Annotated in this window: 19 protein-coding genes; 2 read left to right on the top strand and 17 right to left on the bottom strand. The window is 40.2% G+C overall.

What is annotated here, in order from left to right; genetic code table 11:
* Positions 1-3: 3 nt before the first annotated feature.
* The 9 genes from pncB to J4N24_RS01595 form a co-directional block, all read right to left on the bottom strand.
* A complete protein-coding gene (gene pncB / locus J4N24_RS01635; protein ID WP_207531894.1) occupies positions 4-1206 on the bottom strand; it encodes a nicotinate phosphoribosyltransferase in 1203 nt (400 codons plus the stop codon).
* Between the two features lie 68 nt (positions 1207-1274).
* Complete coding sequence (locus J4N24_RS01630; RefSeq protein WP_207531893.1) at positions 1275-2243, bottom strand: TIGR03885 family FMN-dependent LLM class oxidoreductase; 969 nt, start codon at positions 2241-2243, stop codon at positions 1275-1277.
* Between the two features lie 7 nt (positions 2244-2250).
* Positions 2251-2958: a DUF421 domain-containing protein gene (locus J4N24_RS01625; RefSeq protein ID WP_207531892.1), complete on the bottom strand. Its 708-nt coding sequence runs from the start codon at positions 2956-2958 to the stop codon at positions 2251-2253.
* Between the two features lie 333 nt (positions 2959-3291).
* Positions 3292-4338, bottom strand: a complete 1047-nt coding sequence (locus J4N24_RS01620) for an alpha/beta hydrolase (RefSeq protein ID WP_207531891.1) — start codon at positions 4336-4338, stop codon at positions 3292-3294.
* Between the two features lie 47 nt (positions 4339-4385).
* Positions 4386-6257 (bottom strand): STN and carboxypeptidase regulatory-like domain-containing protein, encoded by a 1872-nt coding sequence (locus J4N24_RS01615; protein WP_207531890.1) that lies wholly within the window; start codon positions 6255-6257, stop codon positions 4386-4388.
* A 1-nt stretch (position 6258) separates the two neighbouring features.
* A complete protein-coding gene (locus tag J4N24_RS01610) occupies positions 6259-7206 on the bottom strand; it encodes a FecR family protein (RefSeq protein WP_207531889.1) in 948 nt (315 codons plus the stop codon).
* Positions 7207-7209: 3 nt separating this feature from the next.
* On the bottom strand, positions 7210-7785 hold the full coding sequence (locus J4N24_RS01605; protein ID WP_369806182.1) for an RNA polymerase sigma-70 factor: 576 nt from the start codon (positions 7783-7785) through the stop codon (positions 7210-7212).
* A 182-nt stretch (positions 7786-7967) separates the two neighbouring features.
* Entirely contained in the window at positions 7968-8618 is a 651-nt protein-coding gene (locus tag J4N24_RS01600; protein WP_207531888.1) for a head GIN domain-containing protein, read from the bottom strand.
* Between the two features lie 11 nt (positions 8619-8629).
* Positions 8630-9826, bottom strand: coding sequence for a hypothetical protein (locus tag J4N24_RS01595; RefSeq protein WP_207531887.1), 1197 nt, complete (start codon positions 9824-9826; stop codon positions 8630-8632).
* 137 nt (positions 9827-9963) lie between these two features.
* On the opposite strand from J4N24_RS01595, the gene holA reads away from it, so the two are divergent.
* Positions 9964-10995, top strand: a complete 1032-nt coding sequence (holA, locus tag J4N24_RS01590; RefSeq protein WP_207532343.1) for a DNA polymerase III subunit delta — start codon at positions 9964-9966, stop codon at positions 10993-10995.
* Positions 10996-10998: 3 nt separating this feature from the next.
* Here the strand turns inward: holA and J4N24_RS01585 are convergent, their stop codons facing one another.
* From J4N24_RS01585 to J4N24_RS01565, 6 genes are all read right to left on the bottom strand, one after another.
* The gene (locus J4N24_RS01585; RefSeq protein WP_207531886.1) at positions 10999-11439 is read right to left on the bottom strand and encodes a DUF2147 domain-containing protein; all 441 of its coding nucleotides are present in this window, start codon (positions 11437-11439) and stop codon (positions 10999-11001) included.
* 94 nt (positions 11440-11533) lie between these two features.
* Positions 11534-11746: a hypothetical protein gene (locus J4N24_RS01580; protein WP_207531885.1), complete on the bottom strand. Its 213-nt coding sequence runs from the start codon at positions 11744-11746 to the stop codon at positions 11534-11536.
* A 62-nt stretch (positions 11747-11808) separates the two neighbouring features.
* Positions 11809-13668: an LTA synthase family protein gene (locus J4N24_RS01575; RefSeq protein WP_242691464.1), complete on the bottom strand. Its 1860-nt coding sequence runs from the start codon at positions 13666-13668 to the stop codon at positions 11809-11811.
* Positions 13637-13774 (bottom strand): hypothetical protein, encoded by a 138-nt coding sequence (locus J4N24_RS25460; protein WP_242691463.1) that lies wholly within the window; start codon positions 13772-13774, stop codon positions 13637-13639. The genes J4N24_RS01575 and J4N24_RS25460 overlap by 32 nt, the downstream gene beginning before the upstream one ends.
* Positions 13775-13910: 136 nt before the next feature.
* Positions 13911-14447, bottom strand: coding sequence for a ferritin (locus J4N24_RS01570; RefSeq protein WP_207531883.1), 537 nt, complete (start codon positions 14445-14447; stop codon positions 13911-13913).
* 94 nt (positions 14448-14541) lie between these two features.
* Positions 14542-14895: a DUF6686 family protein gene (locus J4N24_RS01565; protein WP_207531882.1), complete on the bottom strand. Its 354-nt coding sequence runs from the start codon at positions 14893-14895 to the stop codon at positions 14542-14544.
* 148 nt (positions 14896-15043) lie between these two features.
* Between J4N24_RS01565 and J4N24_RS01560 the strand changes: the two genes are divergently transcribed.
* Positions 15044-16189 carry an AI-2E family transporter gene (locus J4N24_RS01560; protein WP_207531881.1) on the top strand — a complete coding sequence of 382 codons (1146 nt, stop codon included), beginning with the start codon at positions 15044-15046 and terminating at the stop codon, positions 16187-16189.
* 11 nt (positions 16190-16200) lie between these two features.
* On the opposite strand, the gene J4N24_RS01555 is transcribed toward J4N24_RS01560, so the two are convergent.
* On the bottom strand, positions 16201-16590 hold the full coding sequence (locus J4N24_RS01555) for a response regulator (protein ID WP_207531880.1): 390 nt from the start codon (positions 16588-16590) through the stop codon (positions 16201-16203).
* A 190-nt stretch (positions 16591-16780) separates the two neighbouring features.
* Entirely contained in the window at positions 16781-17236 is a 456-nt protein-coding gene (rbp, locus tag J4N24_RS01550) for an RNA-binding regulator (RefSeq protein ID WP_207531879.1), read from the bottom strand.
* Positions 17237-17244 lie beyond the last annotated feature (8 nt).

Below are 17244 nucleotides of genomic sequence, written 5' to 3'. Positions count from 1 at the left end.
CTACTAGTCTATCTTCAATATACTTTTTGCTAATTCAATTTCTTTTGGATCTCCCGTATACTTCCCTTTTTCGTCTGAAAGTTTAATAACTGGTGTCCAGTCCTGACTCTCGGGTTTTGCTTCAGTCATTTTCACCACAATGTTCATCGCTTTCAAACCGACATCGTTGGTAAGATTGGTACCTATACCAAAAGAAAATCCTATTTTCCCTCTGCAAAACTCGGTGATACGGGCAACCTTTTCATAATTAAGAGCATCAGAAAAGATGATCGTCTTAGACAAAGGATCTATGCCAAGGCTATCATAGTGTGCAATGGTCATCTTCGCAAATTCAACAGGATCATTACTGTCATGCCTTACCCCATCAAATAGTTTCGCAAGTTTCTTATCAAACTGGGTGAAGAAAGATTTAGTGGTATAGGTGTCAGATAAAGCAATTCCAAGGTCGCCTCGATATACGTTAGTCCAATTTTCGAGCGCCTCAGAGTTAGCCATCTTATAGCCGAATTTCGCTGCATGGAACATAAACCATTCATGAGCGTGGGTGCCAATTGGTTTAATACCATTCTTCATTGCAAGATGTACATTACTTGATCCCACAAAGAATCCTTTTCCTGTTGATGTTAATGTTTTCACTACAAGATCCTGAACTGTAAAGGAATGCCTTCGGCGTGTCCCGAAATCTGCTACAGTTACTCCCAGTCTTCTATACATCTCAGCCTTTTTGCTGGTATTTTGTATGATCTCATCGTCGGATGCACGGTTCTGTTCCGTCTCCTTGTAGAAAAGTTCGCATATCAAAGACATTAATGGCACTTCCCAAAGGATAGTTCTGTACCAATAGCCCTCTATGGAAACTTCCAGATCACCTCCTTGCTGAATTATTTTAACCTCTTCAGGATTATAGCAATAGCCCTGAAGAAAATCCAGGTAGACCGGGTCGAGGTAAGGGCAATTCTGATCAAGGAAATGTTTCTCCTGCATGCTTAATTTAAGAGCAGCCATTTGATTTACTGCAGACTGAAGGGCTTCAGCAAAGTTAGGAGGAAAAACATGCTTGCCTCGATTTATAAATTTATATCGTGCCTGCGCTTTCGGGAACAGTTTAACCACAGCATGTTGCATGGTGAATTTATAGAAGTCGTTATCGAGGATAGAGGGGAGTTGTACTTTTATTGATTCGGGAAATTTCTGTTCATCTGCCATAACTGCTTATGAAGTTTTAGATGTTTAACATTACATGATGGTCGTAGATTTGATCCTTCAACGGCTTCTTATGCGTATGACTTCAGCTCAGGGAGCACCTTTCTACCAAAATCCTCAATAAATAATTGCTGCTCGCGATTTACATTGTGAAGGATGATCTTTTCAATACCAAGATCAATATCTTTTTTTATCCATTCTATGTGTTCGGTTAACTCTGAGGAAATCCGCACGTGTTTAAACATATCTTCAGGTTTAACAAATTCTGCTGCTGCATCAAAATGAGCTACTGTAGGCATATCACCTAAAACACTACCCTGGAAGATATTGGTTCGCCACTGATCAAAAGCTCCTTCCAGGGCTGCTTCTGGTGTCGAGGAATAAGAGAGCTGTACTTTTAAGTGTACGGGTTTATCCTGTCCACCATTCTGCCTGAAGGCATCCAGCAAAGACCTCAGTTCATCGTATGGTTTTGAAACAGTGACCAACCCGTCCGCCCAGCTGCCTGCCCACGCGGCCGTCTCGACAGAAACAGCTGCACAAAAGATAGGAGGAGGATTTTCAGGTAAGGTGTAAAGTTTTGCATTTTCTACGCTTACCATACCTTTATGCGAAACTGTTTCACCTTTAAGGAGTGCCCGGATGATCTGTACACATTCCACTAATCTTATATTCCGTTCGTGTTTTGGTGGCCATTTCTCACCAGTGATCAGTTCATTTATCGCTTCGCCGCTACCTGCATACATACAAAAACGATCAGGAAACATCTCACCAAGTGTAGCGAGGGCTTGCGCAACAATGGCAGGATGATAACGCTGTCCGGGAGCACAAACAACACTATAAGGAACAGAAGTAGCTTGCATTGCTGCCCCCAACCAGGAAAATGAAAACCCGGATTCGCCTTGTCGTTCACTCCAGGGAAAAAAATGGTCAGACGAACTGATGGCATCAAATCCAGCCTGTTCTGCCATTTTTGCATATTTTAATAATTCACTCGGTTTGAATTGTTCATGAGAAGAATGGTACGCTATAGTTGCCATGATTTAATTAAATAGATGCTTCTGTCCAGTTATTGCAGCTGCAAAGAATGCAGGCAACAACTAATTCTTGTTGTTTATAGTATTTAGCGTTTCCGCAATTAGTACAGCAATAAACGGCACTTGCAGGAGCAGCTTCACGTTCGCGGATTATTTTATCCTCGGCCAGCTGCTCCGGAGGAATAACAGTGAGGCCCGGCTTTACTTTATCTTCCGGACGAAATATCACAGAAATCTGGCCCGATGTCTCGAAAAAAGCGTGCTCCACTTGTCCCAAATGCTTGACACTGTTGCTGCGAAGGCTCCGGAAAAGATCTTCGTGAGAAATATTCTCTTTATGAAGCTCATCAACCAATATCAACCCGTTCTCTACCACCTTATCTGCAGTCCCCTCCATAAATTCTTCGACTTTCTTGTTGCGATTGATAAAGCGCTCCATCCCTACCTGAAGAAGGGCTATGGTGGTTACAGCTATTAAACCATGTATAATGGGAACGTTTACGCCCATCATTGGATCTCCTATAGCTGTACCAAAGCAAATAATGATGGCCACTTCCAATGAAGACAATTGTCCCATTCCCCTTTTCCCGAGAAAGCGGAGCAGGAAAATAGTGTACCCATACATGATGGAGGTACGAAATATTATCTCTAGCAGAAAGAGAGTTGGCAGATCTCCAATAAAAATGCGGTGCCAGTCAAATACTTTAATACTTGTCATCTGGTAAGTATGACAAATAATCCAGCATGTTGTTGAGATATCCTTCACAAATAGATTGGCACACTTTCTGTATATATTGATCTGTCAACATCGCAATCAACAGCATAGTTGAGATATTAACTATCAACTACTGTTCAATATATATCTACACACTTTTTAAAAGATTGAAGCACCGGAAAAAACGGTGCTTTCTTTTTTACTCATCTTTCAAGCCTTTAATATTGGGGTTTCAAAATATGTTTTTGTTAAAAAAGGCTAATCAGAAAGTGGGTTAAGGTGGATGGAAAGGCTTAAAAAAGGCCCTTCTGCATACTGCGGAGGGACCTTTTTGTTTTATGGCTTCAACGTTGATGAAAAGAAGGGGACAACTTTATCACTTATTCTGATATGTATCCTATTGGTATGATCTCCCTTATAAATTTCAAATTCGTGCCTTATCTTATAAGCATTAAGTTCTTTGTCGAGGATCCGTATTGCATTTGCGAAACTCACATCTCTGTCTCCGGCATCAAAAGCAATACCTCTTAATTGTCTTAATTTAGGGATATATTGATCTAAAGAGGCCAGAGGTAAATTTGCTGTCCACTTAGCTTGTACCGGAATGGCATCCTCACGGTCTTTTCCAGGAAGATCCAGGTAAAAGGGAGGATTATTGGGATTTGGCGACCAGGCAGCTGCCAAAGAGAAGGCGGCTTTAGTCCAAAAGTTTGCCCTTTGCAGATCCTCAAAATTCTTTATGTTCTCTATCTCCTGGGCTGTAACTGAGGGTGTGGTTCCGGGAATAAATATAGCCGGACTTAAAAGATAAAGGGCAGAAAATACATCCGGATATTTTTCTCCTATTCGCAGTGTTCCATAACCTCCCATAGAATGTCCGGCAAGCCCACGGGCGGAAGAACGGTCGATGGTTCTGTATCGCTTGTCTATAGAAGAAACAAGCTCTTTCGCTATAAATTCTTCCCAGTTTCCTGTGGTTACCGAATTGGAATAAAAACTACCTGCAAACTTAGTGTAACCGTTAGGTGTAACGAATATACACTCCTGTAATTTTCCTTTCGCATAAACTGAATCAAGGATAGCAGGTAAATTTATCCAATGCTTTTTAATTCCATACCATTTGGCATCATCATCTGAAAACCCGTGAAGGTAATAAACTACGGGATAGCGTTTTTTAGGATTGCTGAAATAACTTGGGGGTAAGTATACTGAAATCTCCCGATCAGGAGTATCTCCGGCAAGATTACCTTCCAGTGATTTTGCATGGATTACCAGGCGCTCAACTTTACCTTTTTTTATAGTTTGTGCAGATGCTTCCTGTCGAAACGCCAGGGCAAAGAGGAATATGAAAATTTGAATGTAGAGATTAGCTAAATATTTCATATCGCAAAATAGCTTTAAAACAGGAAGCTTTAAAATTTTCAACTAAGCTACATGAAAGTAACGCCAGCCTGCCAGCCAAACCATCCTTTCTGATCGCCCTTGAACAAATTTTTGGCATGGGAAGGGATAAAACTTTTTTGATATGCATCAGGTTCTGCACTATCAACATTGTAAACAGAGAATCCGGGACCGGCAAAAACGGTAAACCCTTTGATAATCTGATACTGAAGATTTGTCTGCAATCTTGAAAGATTATTAAAATTAGTGTTCTTAAGGAATATGTACTGCGAGTGCACTTCAAGGGCGAGGGAGAGTTTGTTGTTATATATGAAATCGTGGCCCAGGCCCAGGCCCGCAGAATACACATTCTTTGAGTTTTCACTCAAGACACCTCCCCCTAGCATTGTATAAAGTTTGTTGTTCCCGGTCTTTAGATTGATACTTCCCTTCATTACATCACTACTGGAAATACTTATTTTATGATAACCCTTTCTTACCAGGTTTAACAAGCCGATAGAGTAGCCAGAAGAGGTATCTGCAACATTTACAAGACCAACCTGAGTGCCATTCATTTTCTTTGCAAAATTCAATACCCCCGCAACCTGTACGCCTTTCATACGGTTTCCTGCTATGTTAAGTATCCCTGCAAACTGAGTTCCCTCAACCGGTTTCCAGTTTAGGTTCAGTACGCCAGCTCCTTGCACTCCCTTTAATTTTCCTGCATTTATATTAGTTACTCCCGCATATTGAGATCCCGTTACGTCATTAGCCGTAATATTTATTACTCCGGCAGCCTGAATACCAGAAAATTTTCCTTGCGTCAGGTTGGCAACACCTCCAAACTGTCCGCCTATAAATTTACCCCGGGCCCTGTTTATAACTCCCGCTCCCTGCACCCCGTGCACATCTCTTTCTACGTTGTTAAATACCCCTGCAAATTGCCCGCCAATAACACTATCCAGTACTATGTTGAAAATACCTGCGGATTGAAATCCTTCAACCCTTCCACCTACAATATTCATTACTCCAGCTGCCTGGAACTTTTTTGCATCTTGTTTATTGATATTGAAGATTCCTGCAAATTCAGCTCCATCTACCCCTGCAGTATAGCCTCCGATAACATTAAGGGAGCCCATATTAACAATCTGGGAACTAAGCATTCCATGTGAACTCAGTCCGGGAAGAAGGGAGGCCTGGAAAGGGCTGTTTGCAATAAAGGAAGGAATATTTAAGCTTTGAATGCGCTGCCTCGAAGATACCAGCCACCTGCTTAAACCATACCGTTCCACACGATTTGAAAATGCTCCTTCTCCTCCTGAACCTACGGCATATCCTTGTTCGGTTATTGTTACGCCTGCAAGGAACTGAATGCTGGTATCCCTGAAGTCCTCTTTACTGACAGAGATCACCAAGCCCTGATGATCTCCCTTGAACTTAAGTTTGAAGTATCCTTTGTTATCCGTTAGTGTCGACTTTAACTGTTTTTTTTCATAAACGCTCGCATTTTTTACTCCTTCACCGGTACGTTGATTATAAACATAGCCCTCAATTTCATAGCTATTCTTGTCCGGGCGCACGTCACCTGCCTCGACATTGAAGCGGTAAATAGCAGTGCGAAGGATAATATAATTTCCGCTTTCTTTATAATCCACCTCTCCCTTAAACAGAATATCAAGAACATTCCTTATAGGCTTGTTTTGCACATTTAAGCTTATCAGGCTATCAGAATGGAACGTACTGCCACTGTAAGAAAAGTAAAAGTTTCCCTCCTTACTGATTTTATCCAGCACCAGCTTAAGAGGCTGATTTATAAATCTTACGGAAATATTCCTGTTTAAATTATTGCTATGGCCAGGAATAAGTTGAGCACGGCTTTTAACTGCCAGAAGCAGAAAGAAGAGAATTGTAAGGCGGTACATATTATTGAAGGATGATCTGATTATCCTTTTGAGTAATAGAAATATTAAATGTTTCACTAATGACCTTTAAAATTTCATTTAAGGACTGGTTTTTAAACGTAGTAGTTAGGGTTAACTGACGGAGTGCTGGGTTTCCTATAATGATGTTAGCATTGTATGCTTCGTTTAGAATTTCAACTATCCTCCATAAGGGTGTATTATCGGCCACGAAAATATTGCTGCGGTAGTAGTTATGCAGCTGGTCTTTGCTTTTTTCCACCTTCAGTTTTTGCTGACTGTCTACAAAGACTTTTTCGCCTGCATGTAATACAACGGTTTCCGCGCCCTCACTTACCTTAACAACACCTGTTTCAACGATCACCTCTGTTGTGCTGCCTTTGTGTTTAACGTTAAAGGAAGTACCTACAACTTCTACAGATACCTCACCGCTGGATATGACAAATGGTTTAGACTTATCCGGCTTAACTTTAAAGAATACTTCTCCTTTTGAAAGCTCAACCCCCCGTTTTCTTCCCAGCACTGAGCTGGAGTAGGTTAAGGAAGAGTTCTTATTCAACGTAACTACCGAGCCATCTGGTAGAGTTTCGGTAATAACCTTATTATCTGCTACATATCGGGTTTCCGACTTTCGAAACAGAAGTAAGCCGATCAATGATACAAGAATAACACTTGCCGCAACCTTTAACCATATAAAATCCCTCTTAATAGGAAGTATCGCAGGCTCTGGTGCAGCTTTTCTATCGGCAGCCTTTCGCTTGAACCGTTCCCATGCTGCGTTTTCGTCTACACTGCTTTTCGATTCAAGATTTTTGCTGGTATTCCAAATAAGAGAGAAGTCAGAAAACTGCTTTTCGTTGGCAGGATCAGACGCAATCCAGTCTTTCACCTGTCGGTCTTCCTCCAGGCTGGTCTCCTTCAAAAGGAATTTTACCAATAGCTCATCTGTCATCGCTTACAAAAGTCTGTTAAATAGCCAAAGTAATAGTAATGGTAAAAAGTCGGCAAGTTTACTACGCATTATCTTAAGTGCTTTACCCATTTGGTTTTCTACCGTCTTGATAGATAGTCCTAACTGGTCGGCAATCTCTTTATACTTCAATTCCTCGAACCTGCTCATTTGAAAGATCAACCTGCACTGCTGGGGAAGGTCATTTAAGGCTTCTCCGATCTTCTGTTCAAGCTCCTTAAGTTCGAGTCTCTGTGATGCTTTATTGCTTTCTCCGGCCATTGAATGTACTGCGTAGTCTTCGTACCTGGCTTTGGTCTTATTGTGTTTGAAGTAATTTAAGCAAGCGTTGTGGACCATTCGATAGAGGTACGCTTTTACAGATACCTCAACGTTTAGATCTTCCCTGCGTTCCCAAAGTTTAAGAAAAACGTTCTGCACAACCTCTTCCGCCAGATCCTCATCACGTAGCATTACATTTGCATAAGCATGCAATGCCTTAAAATGCTCTTTGAACAAACGCTCAAAAGCATTATCGTCATAAAAATCGTTTGTCGAAACCGAAGCAGTAATAGGGTCCACTTGTTTAAATCTGCTTCAAACTTATATAAAATTTTTGCCTTCTAATTCCAATTTTTCAACTGTTGTCCCAAAATAGGGAGTATGGTGTGGGTTGTTTACCTTAACCTTCCTTTCGTACCGCACTCCATATTACAGGTAATTAAGGTATAGCATAGGAAGGTTAAGAGATTTCAGCCCGGTTACTAATGTTTGATAACCTTTCCGCTTCCACTGATGCGGCTATCAACACTCGGATTACCCCAATAATGAACTTTTCCACTTCCACTTATTCTTGCCCTAAGGAAATCCGAGACTTCTAACCATGTCTCACCGCTTCCTGAAATATCGATATCGGCTTCGTGAGCTTCTAGTTGATCAAGGTCAGCTTCTCCTGATCCGGATATTCGCACGTCGGCCTTGTCTACCTCAAAATCGTCTTCCACTTTCACTTTACCAGATCCACTGATCCTTACCCTGAATCGCTCAGCTTCAGTATACCCAGAAATGAAAAACTTTCCGCTGCCACTAAGGTTCACTTCTTCAATTTCAGGGGTAGTAATATAGACCCTTATATCATCGTCTATAATATTGCTACGGGTTTCATAACCAAGATTAAGCGAGTTTCCCCTTACATCCGTCCGGTATTTTGATAGGAGATTAGAGGATCCTCGTAATTCAACCTTATACTCATCTCCGTATTCCACATAAACATGTTTAGAGCCACTAAGGTTTATTGTGTTAAAATCTCTTAAATTCCGCGTTTCTTCGATGATGTGTCCATTTGCTTCAATTCTGTCTTTTAGGCAAGAGCTGAATAAGATCAGTATAAATGCCAGGATAGTTGTTGTCTTCATATTTGTGTGTTTTAGAATTTAAAGTTTAAGCCGGCTTTATAACCGATATACCAGGCCTGGAAATTATCGTCCCACCGATTTTGATGTTCGTGGAAGTAATGCTTCACCATAGTCTTTCCAGCCTCGTTGTTAGTATTTATGTAGTTTAATGAGGGACCTGCATTTAGCTCCAGGTGTTTTCCTATAAGAATGGAGGGCATAAACCGTAGACTTGCTCTGTAATACTCGTCGTAGTCAAACCGACCCAGGTAAGTAGAGGCCAGTTCTGTATTTATCCTGAAAACTTTAGATGGGAAAAAATGCGCACCCAGACCTGCCTCAATAGCATAGTTATCATTGTTAGTTGTCCAGTTGAATCCTCCTCCAATGATTCCGTAAAGGATTTTACCACCTGACCTGAAAGAAAGAAGAGTAGTTTCAGTTTCGTCGATACTTACTCCAATAGATTTCTCCCCATTACGGATAATATTAATTATTCCTATAGGGCAATCGCTACTGTCGGCTATATTGATAAATCCGGCTATCTGGGCTCCCTTTACCTTGCGTGCAATATTTACAAATCCTGCAATCTGTGATCCTGCAACATCTTTTCCATGGTTAAAAAAACCGGAAAGCTGACTACCACTTACGTCCCCAACGCTTGCATTTCCAAATCCGGCAATTTGTGAACCTTTTACTTGTTTTGCAGTGTTCAGAAATCCTGCAAGTTGTATCCCCGTAACTTCACGGGCAACATTTATAAAGCCAGCTGCCTGTACTCCTTTCATATCTCCGGCTTTGTTTATAAATCCTGCGTACTGGGCTCCTTCAACTTCCCGTGCCGCTACATTTGCAAAACCAGCAAACTGCATCCCTTTAGCATTGCCATAGGTGTTGGCAAAGCCTGCAATCAGTAATCCGTCTGACTTAGTACCAAGGTGGTTTGAGAAGCCGGCGACGGCGAGTCCTTTAACATCACCACGGGCTACGTTGGAGAGACCTGCAATAGCAAGTCCTTTTTCTGATGCGGAAACACCTGCCAGAAGATGTAAGGAAAAGTCATTGGTATCAAGTGGTGCGTGACTACCATGAGTGCTTATGGGGTATATAAAGCCCAGGTGAACCCGGTCTGTCGTTTGTGCTTTTCCGGAGAAAGCCGTAATGGCCTGCATTGTAAAACAAGCTATTGCTGTTAGCAGGTTAAGTTTGGTTTTAGTAGTAAGTCTCATTTCTTCGATTTTGAAGATGTGACACCGAAAGAAAGGCTTACCCCTACGAGAAAATAAAAAAAATTAAAAAATCTGTCAGACCAAAATTTCAACACTTTGGAAACTGCCTGAAATTTTATCTAAGTTTGGACAAAGATATGACTGCTGCTGCTCTTTTAAACGATCTTAAAGCCCGTAAATTCAAGCCTGTATATCTGTTTCATGGCGAGGAACCCTATTATATTGACCTTTTCGGAAATTATATAGAGAACAACCTGTTGTCTGACGCCGAGAAAGGGTTCAATCAGACTGTACTGTATGGAAGGGATACGGATATGATCACCGTTCTTAATGCTGCAAAGCGTTTCCCGATGATGAGTGAATATCAGTTGGTCATGGTGAAGGAAGCTCAGGATCTGAAATGGGGTAAGGATGGGGATGACGATAAAAAAGGGAATGATCCACTGCTCACCTATCTTGAGAAGCCAGTGCCTTCTACTATCCTTGTTTTTTGTTACAAACACGCCAAGTTCGACAAGCGCAAGAAGACCTATAAAGCAATGGATAAAAATGGTCTTGTTTTCGAATCTGCCACTATTTATGATAATAAGGTGCCAGGATGGATAGAGGATTATGTGCGCGAGAAAGCTTATCGTATTCAACCACGGGCGGCTTCAATAATGGGAGAGTATCTGGGAAACGATCTTTCCAAGATATCCAATGAGCTGGAGAAGCTCATGTTAAATGTGCAGAAAGGGCACGAAATAAGTGCAGAAGACGTCCAAAATAATATCGGCATCAGTAAAGAGTATAATGTGTTCGAGCTGCAGGATGCACTGGCAAAAAAAGATCCTCTTAAAGCTAATCGTATCATTGATTATTTCGCTGCAAATCCTAAAAATAATCCTATTCAAATGGTCTTGGGAGCACTGCAGAACTGGTTTACCAAAATTCTCAGGTATCATTACATAGGCGATAAGACCCCTTCAAATCTTGCAAAGGAATTAGGTGTTAATCCTTACTTCGTAAAGGATTATGAAGCGGCCGGAAAGAGTTTTAACGTTTGGAAGGTGATCGAAATAATCGGATATCTGAGAGAATATGATCTCAAGACGAAAGGAGTGGAGTCAACAGGTAACACAACTGACGGAGAATTATTAAAAGAGCTCGTCTTTAAGATAATCCATTAAATCTTAATCAGAAAGTCGCTTCCAGTTCTCTGTTCGTCCCATTATCGCGAGTCCAAAGAACTTTCGTACGTTCAAACTAGAGGAGTCTGGTAAAGCTACCTGGCAGTTATAAGACCTTCCTGATTTGGTATCGTAAGATGTACCCCCGCGCCAGATATTCCTTCGCCCATAAGAAAGATTTTTCAAAATGTCTATACCTATTAAAGAACGGCCTTTTAGCGACCCATCAGGATTATGGATGTCTTTAAGAGGCTTTTGGTCATTGTCTACCGAATCCTTCAGCCAAATTAGTTTACCGAAAAACTTGTTGTCTTTTTTATAAATTTCAATCTTTTCTGTTTCTCTGCTACTGATCCATTTGCCCAGGATAGCGTCTTCCTTCTGACTGAAGGCACTGTAAGTAGAGGTAGTCAGTATAATAAAACAAATTACAAAAGCTTTCATAAGGTATAATGTAAATAAGGATTATGGCCAGAAAGTTTTTCAAATGAAAAAGAGCCTGCATTACAAGCTCTTTTTCTCTGTATACGTTTTATACTTATGAATTATGGTTGTTGATCTTGGATTTTAGATTAGCGAAAGTGTCGCTTGCTTTAGACACGGCTGTATCTGAGAATCCTTTTAATGATCCTGAAACTTGTGAAATTGTTTTCTTTCCGTTATCAGTACCTAATAAATACCATGCAGCTGCTCCTGTTGCAAGCCCTGCAAGCAAAAGGGTTCCGGTTTTTGAACTGTTTTTCAAAGTCATAATGATTTTTTTTTAATTATGCCTTTTACAGTATAAATACCTTGCCAAAAAATCGTTCTATCCTACTTAGTTCTCAATTTTCCACTTTTATAGAGCAAATAGGCACTCTGGTAGTACGCAATCGCTTCATTTTTAATTGCGTTTGAAAATTCAGCAGGTTTCTGCTCATTGCTTTCACCATTATAAATATAGGTTTCTATCTGCTGTTGGGGACTTAAAATTACCAGACTGTCTTTCTTCAAATAAGCCAGTTTTTGATAGGTACCCAAGATAGCCCGGGGTAAATAGGACGGCGAAAGAACATCTTTACCATACAAGCTGCTCGTATAGGTCCAGCCCAGCAGGTGAAACAAAGTAGGGTAGAGGTCTATTTGAGAACACATTTTACTGGTTTCATCATGATGGATGGCAGACAGGTTATAGATCATACAAGGAATATGATACTTGGAAATATCAATCTCATTCTTTCCCGCGCTACTGGCGCAGTGATCAGCAACAAAAATAAACACAGTGTTTTTAAACCAGGGCTTTGTTCTGGCCTTACTTAAAAATTCCCCGATAGCATAGTCAGTATATTTTACTGCTCCGTCTCGTCCGGATTTAGAAGGTATATCTATTTTTCCATCGGGATAGGTGAATGGACGATGGTTGGACGTGGTCATTACAAAATCATAGATATGCTTACCCTCTTTGAACTTCTGGTCTGCATCTTTCAGCACGGCATTGTAAAGATCCCCATCACAGATCCCCCAGGCATTCTCAAAATGCACCTCAGTATCCGGAATAATAGTTCTTTTGGTTTTATATGTATCTCCGACGTTAATCTTTCTTCCCCGGTCAACAATATTAAACCCATTACTACTAAAATACTGGTTCATATTGTCGAAATAGCCATCGCCCCCGTAGAAGAAAGACGTTTCATATCCTTTCGTCCTGAAAATTTCCCCTACTGTAGAAAGGTTCTCGTTATTAGGTCTTCTCACAATGCTATTTCCTGGAGTGGGTGGAACAGCCAGACTTAATGCTTCCATCCCCCTCACCGTCCTTGTTCCGGTGGCATACATGTTAGAAAAGATGAATGAATGACCTGCTAAGGAATCTAAGTTTGGGGTCAGGTGATCCTTATTCCCAAACCTTTCCATAAAACTCGCACTAAAGCTTTCTATGGTGATCATAATAACATTTGGTTTATTCAAGTCCTTTCCATGGCTGATCTTTCTCAAAACAGACTCCCTGTCTGCTGTAAATTGAGCTCCGGGCTCCTGTAATTCTTTCCTGATTATATTAAACGCAGTCTCATTATCCACCTTCGAATAGAACTGCTCATAATCAAGCTCGTTATTTTTAAAAGCAGCGAAGAAAGAGTAGACACCTGCTTTAGCTAATTCTCCCTGATAGCGATTGTTACTATTTTCAGCCCATTTATTATTAATAGTTGTACCGTAGAGAATAGCAATAAGAATAATTGCCCCGGAAATAGGAAGGCGTTGCCAGAAAGATTCAGCCGAAGAAAAACTCCGGGAAAAGGCTTTCCTAAAGATCAAAAGCACTATAACAGAAACTCCTACTACAGAACTAATCAGGATGGGGAGGGGATAAGATTCGTTAATATTGTTAATTACCTCAAATGTATAAATGAGGTAGTCTACTGCGATGAAATTAAAACGACTTTCAAATTCCTGCCAAAAGGTAAGTTCTGCAAAGAACGAGAAGATGGAAATCAAAACCATCATAAAAACCAGAAAATAGCTGGCGATATAATTGCCTTTAGTTTTACTCCATCTTTTTGGAAGTGCAAGTAAATAGAGGGCATATATTATTGAGAAGAATATTGAAACACCAAAGTCGAACACCACCCCTTTACCAAGGGTACTAATCAGGCTGAATAAACTAAAGTCGGCCTTCGATCCAGCCAGAAACATTAAGATTAGCCTGACTAGAGATGATAATGAAAGAAAAAATAGGATGAAGGAAAAGAGAACGCTGTACCTGGTCTTCTGAAAACTCATTAATAAAGAAATTTTTCAAAAGTAGGAATTTGTTGAATGTTAAGGAATTGTTAGAAAACTTTTAAGACAAGGTGCTGAAATGGACCAGCAGGAGAGGCTCTAATTTTCGAACCCAGGGAGTAGGAAATAAAAAAAGCCGCGATAGCGGCTTAAAATTATTCTTCCGAATCCCCATCATAATGAACTTTCGGGATGTGCTTGTCAATTTCCCATCTTCCGGTTCCTTCCTCGCCTATTACCTCAAATAGTTCCAGAACCCGTCGGGCAACGTACTCTTCTTCTATCTGTTCTTTAAGGAACCATTGAATAAACTGGAAAGTCATGAAATCTTTGGCTTTAAAACAGCGATCTGCCATCCGGTTAAACTGCGCCGTTACACTGATCTCTTGCTGTAAGGCAATTTCAAAAACGCTTTTGAATGACTCAAACTCCTGTGGAATGTTAGTTATCTCAGGAGAAATGGCATGGCCTCCCATATCATTTACAAAACGGAACAATTTCATCATATGTTCGCGTTCTTCATAGGATTGTTTCTCCAGATATTTCGAGCTGTTATCGAATCCATTCCGGTTACACCATGCAGACATGGCTAAATATACGGCAGAGGAGTAAGCCTCTGTTTTGATCTGTTCGTTTAAAAGAGCTTCGATTTCTTCGCTTAATGAAGTTCTTAGTCTAAGAAGGTCTTTCATATCTTTTACTGTTGTGTACTACTAATTTATAGAATGAGAACAGTAAAACCTACGAAAAGTGTACCAGAATTTTAATACGGAATAAGTCTAAATATTACGCAAGGCTTGTCATGCATTCTCTTAAAATACTGTTCAGTTGAAGCATAAACTTAGCCCCATTCAGTATTTCCCTTAAAGCAATGATATCGGTGATAGTTAAAACAAAACAACGCTCTGTATAATGTGGCATCACGATAGCAATATCAGCATGACGAGAGGTGTTCTTAGCCATCTCCGCAACATCAATGTTATTGATCTTTTTTGTAAAATTTAGAAAATCACTGATTTTGAAAAAGGAACGGCTATTGCCGAATTCTAAACAAAAAGCATTTTTAGAATTGCATTGATATACAGCACCCTGTTGTGTTTTAAAAATCTCTATCAGATGTTGAGGTGTTTTTGTTTGCATATCTATTTAGAATCATTACAAATGTAATACTTGTTTATAATTAGTCCAAATTGTATGTCAATAAATTAAACTTTAATTGTTCAAACAATTAGCCGATTAAAATTTTTAGTTTTTATTATTGAATGTTCATTTTACACGAGAAAAATTAATGAGAGAGTTACCAATTACGGTGCGCAGATCAATCGAGCTATTAGGTCTTGTTCTGATAGCCTATATAATTGTACTGGGGCAAGGCATTATAATGCCTATAGCAATGGCTTTTTTTATCAGTATAGTGCTTTTACCAGTATTCCAGTTTTTTGTAAGGAAACGTTTCCCAGAGGCATTGGCAATATTTATATCAATCCTGCTGCTGGCAATAGTAGTAGGATCTATAGTATGGTTCTTTTCCTCCCAGATTTCAGCTCTGGTATCTGATTTTCCCTTAATTAAGAAAAATATCACCAGTCACCTCAATTCTTTAAGTGCCTGGATCAATAACAAAACGGACTTTTCAACAAAGGAGCAGTTAAATCTTATTAACGATCAAAGTAATAAGCTTTTAAATTATGCCAGTGGGATGCTAACTGGTGCAGCAGGTTCTGTTTCCTCTACCTTAGTGTTCCTTGGCCTTCTTCCGATTTATATTTATCTTTTACTTTATTATAAGAACTTACTTCTTCGCTTTATTTTCATGTGGTTCCCCGACGAAAGTCATGATAAAGTGCGCGAAGCGATCCTTGAGTCAAAGGTGATCATTAAAAGTTATCTAATAGGGTTATTAATCCAGGTTACTTATATGACGATTTTGCTAGGTACCATACTAACACTTATCGGGATAAAGCACGCCTTGTTAATCGCAGTAATATTTGCCTTTTTAAACCTGATCCCCTATGTCGGAGCGCTGATTGGGAATATCATTGGGGTTTTAATCACTTTAACTTCCAGCGACCAACTATGGCCAATACTGGCGGTGCTTGGAACGATCGCCTTTGTCCAGTTCCTGGATAATAATATTCTTATGCCGCGGATAGTAGGATCTAAGGTGAAAATAAATGCTTTAATGACCATTATCGGCGTATTCCTGGGGGGAAGCCTTGCAGGTATATCCGGTATGTTCCTTTCATTACCGATCATTGCGGTGCTTAAGATCGTATTCGACCGCTCTTCTATGTTAAGGCAGTGGGGAGTATTGCTGGGGGATGAGCGTCCTACTGAAAGTCCGATGGCATCTCCGGCTATGCGTTCAAATAGCCAGGAAGTTCAGGAAGAAATTCAACGCAACAACGATATTGAACCCACCCATAGAAAATAAAATGAATCGGGTTAGGCAGAGGCGCGCGAATATCCGGTGTTTCTGCCTTCAGTAAATGTAGCAGCTTTACTAAGAAGGGTATTCATTTCAAAAGGCTTAGCTATAAAGCCGTCAGCACCATATTGCTCTGCCTGGTAGATACTGTCATCAGATGAAATTATAACAACAGGGATTTCGCTTGAATAGAGATTGCTCTTTAGCTTCTTACAAATATCCAGACCATTGTACGTACCCATCTGAATGTCCAAAAGGATGAGATCGGGTTTAAAATCTATAATTTGTTTTTCGATTGAGGCAGGTGAAAGGCTTGTCTCTACCTGATAACCATCAATGGTTAACATAAGGTCTAAGATGTCTAAAATATCTTCGTTATCGTCTACTGCTAAAATCCTCTTCGCCATAACGTTTAAATAAGTCCATAATTAACGAAGTACAGGTTCTTTTGTTTGGGTTATTCAATAGAAAAATAAAATAAAGCCCTGATAGATAGTAAGCTACAGCACCTGAAGCCAGTTGAGCGGGTTAGGTAAAAAAAAATCTGCAAAAACTCTCTTTTTGCAGATTTTTTAGATTTAGTTCTTTTAGTTCTTTCTACGACCAACGATTGCCGCCTCTGCCGCTATCGCCGCGATTATCTCTGGAATTACCATTTCTGCTTCCTGCAGATCTGTTAAAACCTCCACCTCCACCACCTCTGTTAAAGTTTCTGTCACCATTACCTCCACCATATCCACCGCTTCCGCCTTCGCGATTAAAACCACCTCCAGTTCGTGGCCTGTTGAAGTTATTTCTTGATCGATTATCCTCTCTTGCTTCCGCTTGTGAAACAGAGATCGCTCGACCATGGATTTCAGCGCCGTTTAATTGGTTGATAGCATTTTGACCTTGTTCGTCATCTGGCATTTCAACAAAACCGTAGCCTCTTTTTTTACCTGTTTCTTTATCAAGGATTAATTTTACGGATGAAACTTCTCCGAATTCTTCAAAAGTTTGCCTTACATCGTCTTCTTCAAGCTGAAACGGAAGGCTGGCAACAAAAATGTTCATGGATTAAA

The organism is Desertivirga arenae (assembly GCF_017355785.1).
GTDB classification, from domain to species: Bacteria; Bacteroidota; Bacteroidia; order Sphingobacteriales; family Sphingobacteriaceae; genus Desertivirga; species Desertivirga arenae.
The sequence above is the reverse complement of the archived record's forward strand: the minus strand, read 5'-3'. Positions and strand labels throughout refer to the sequence as shown.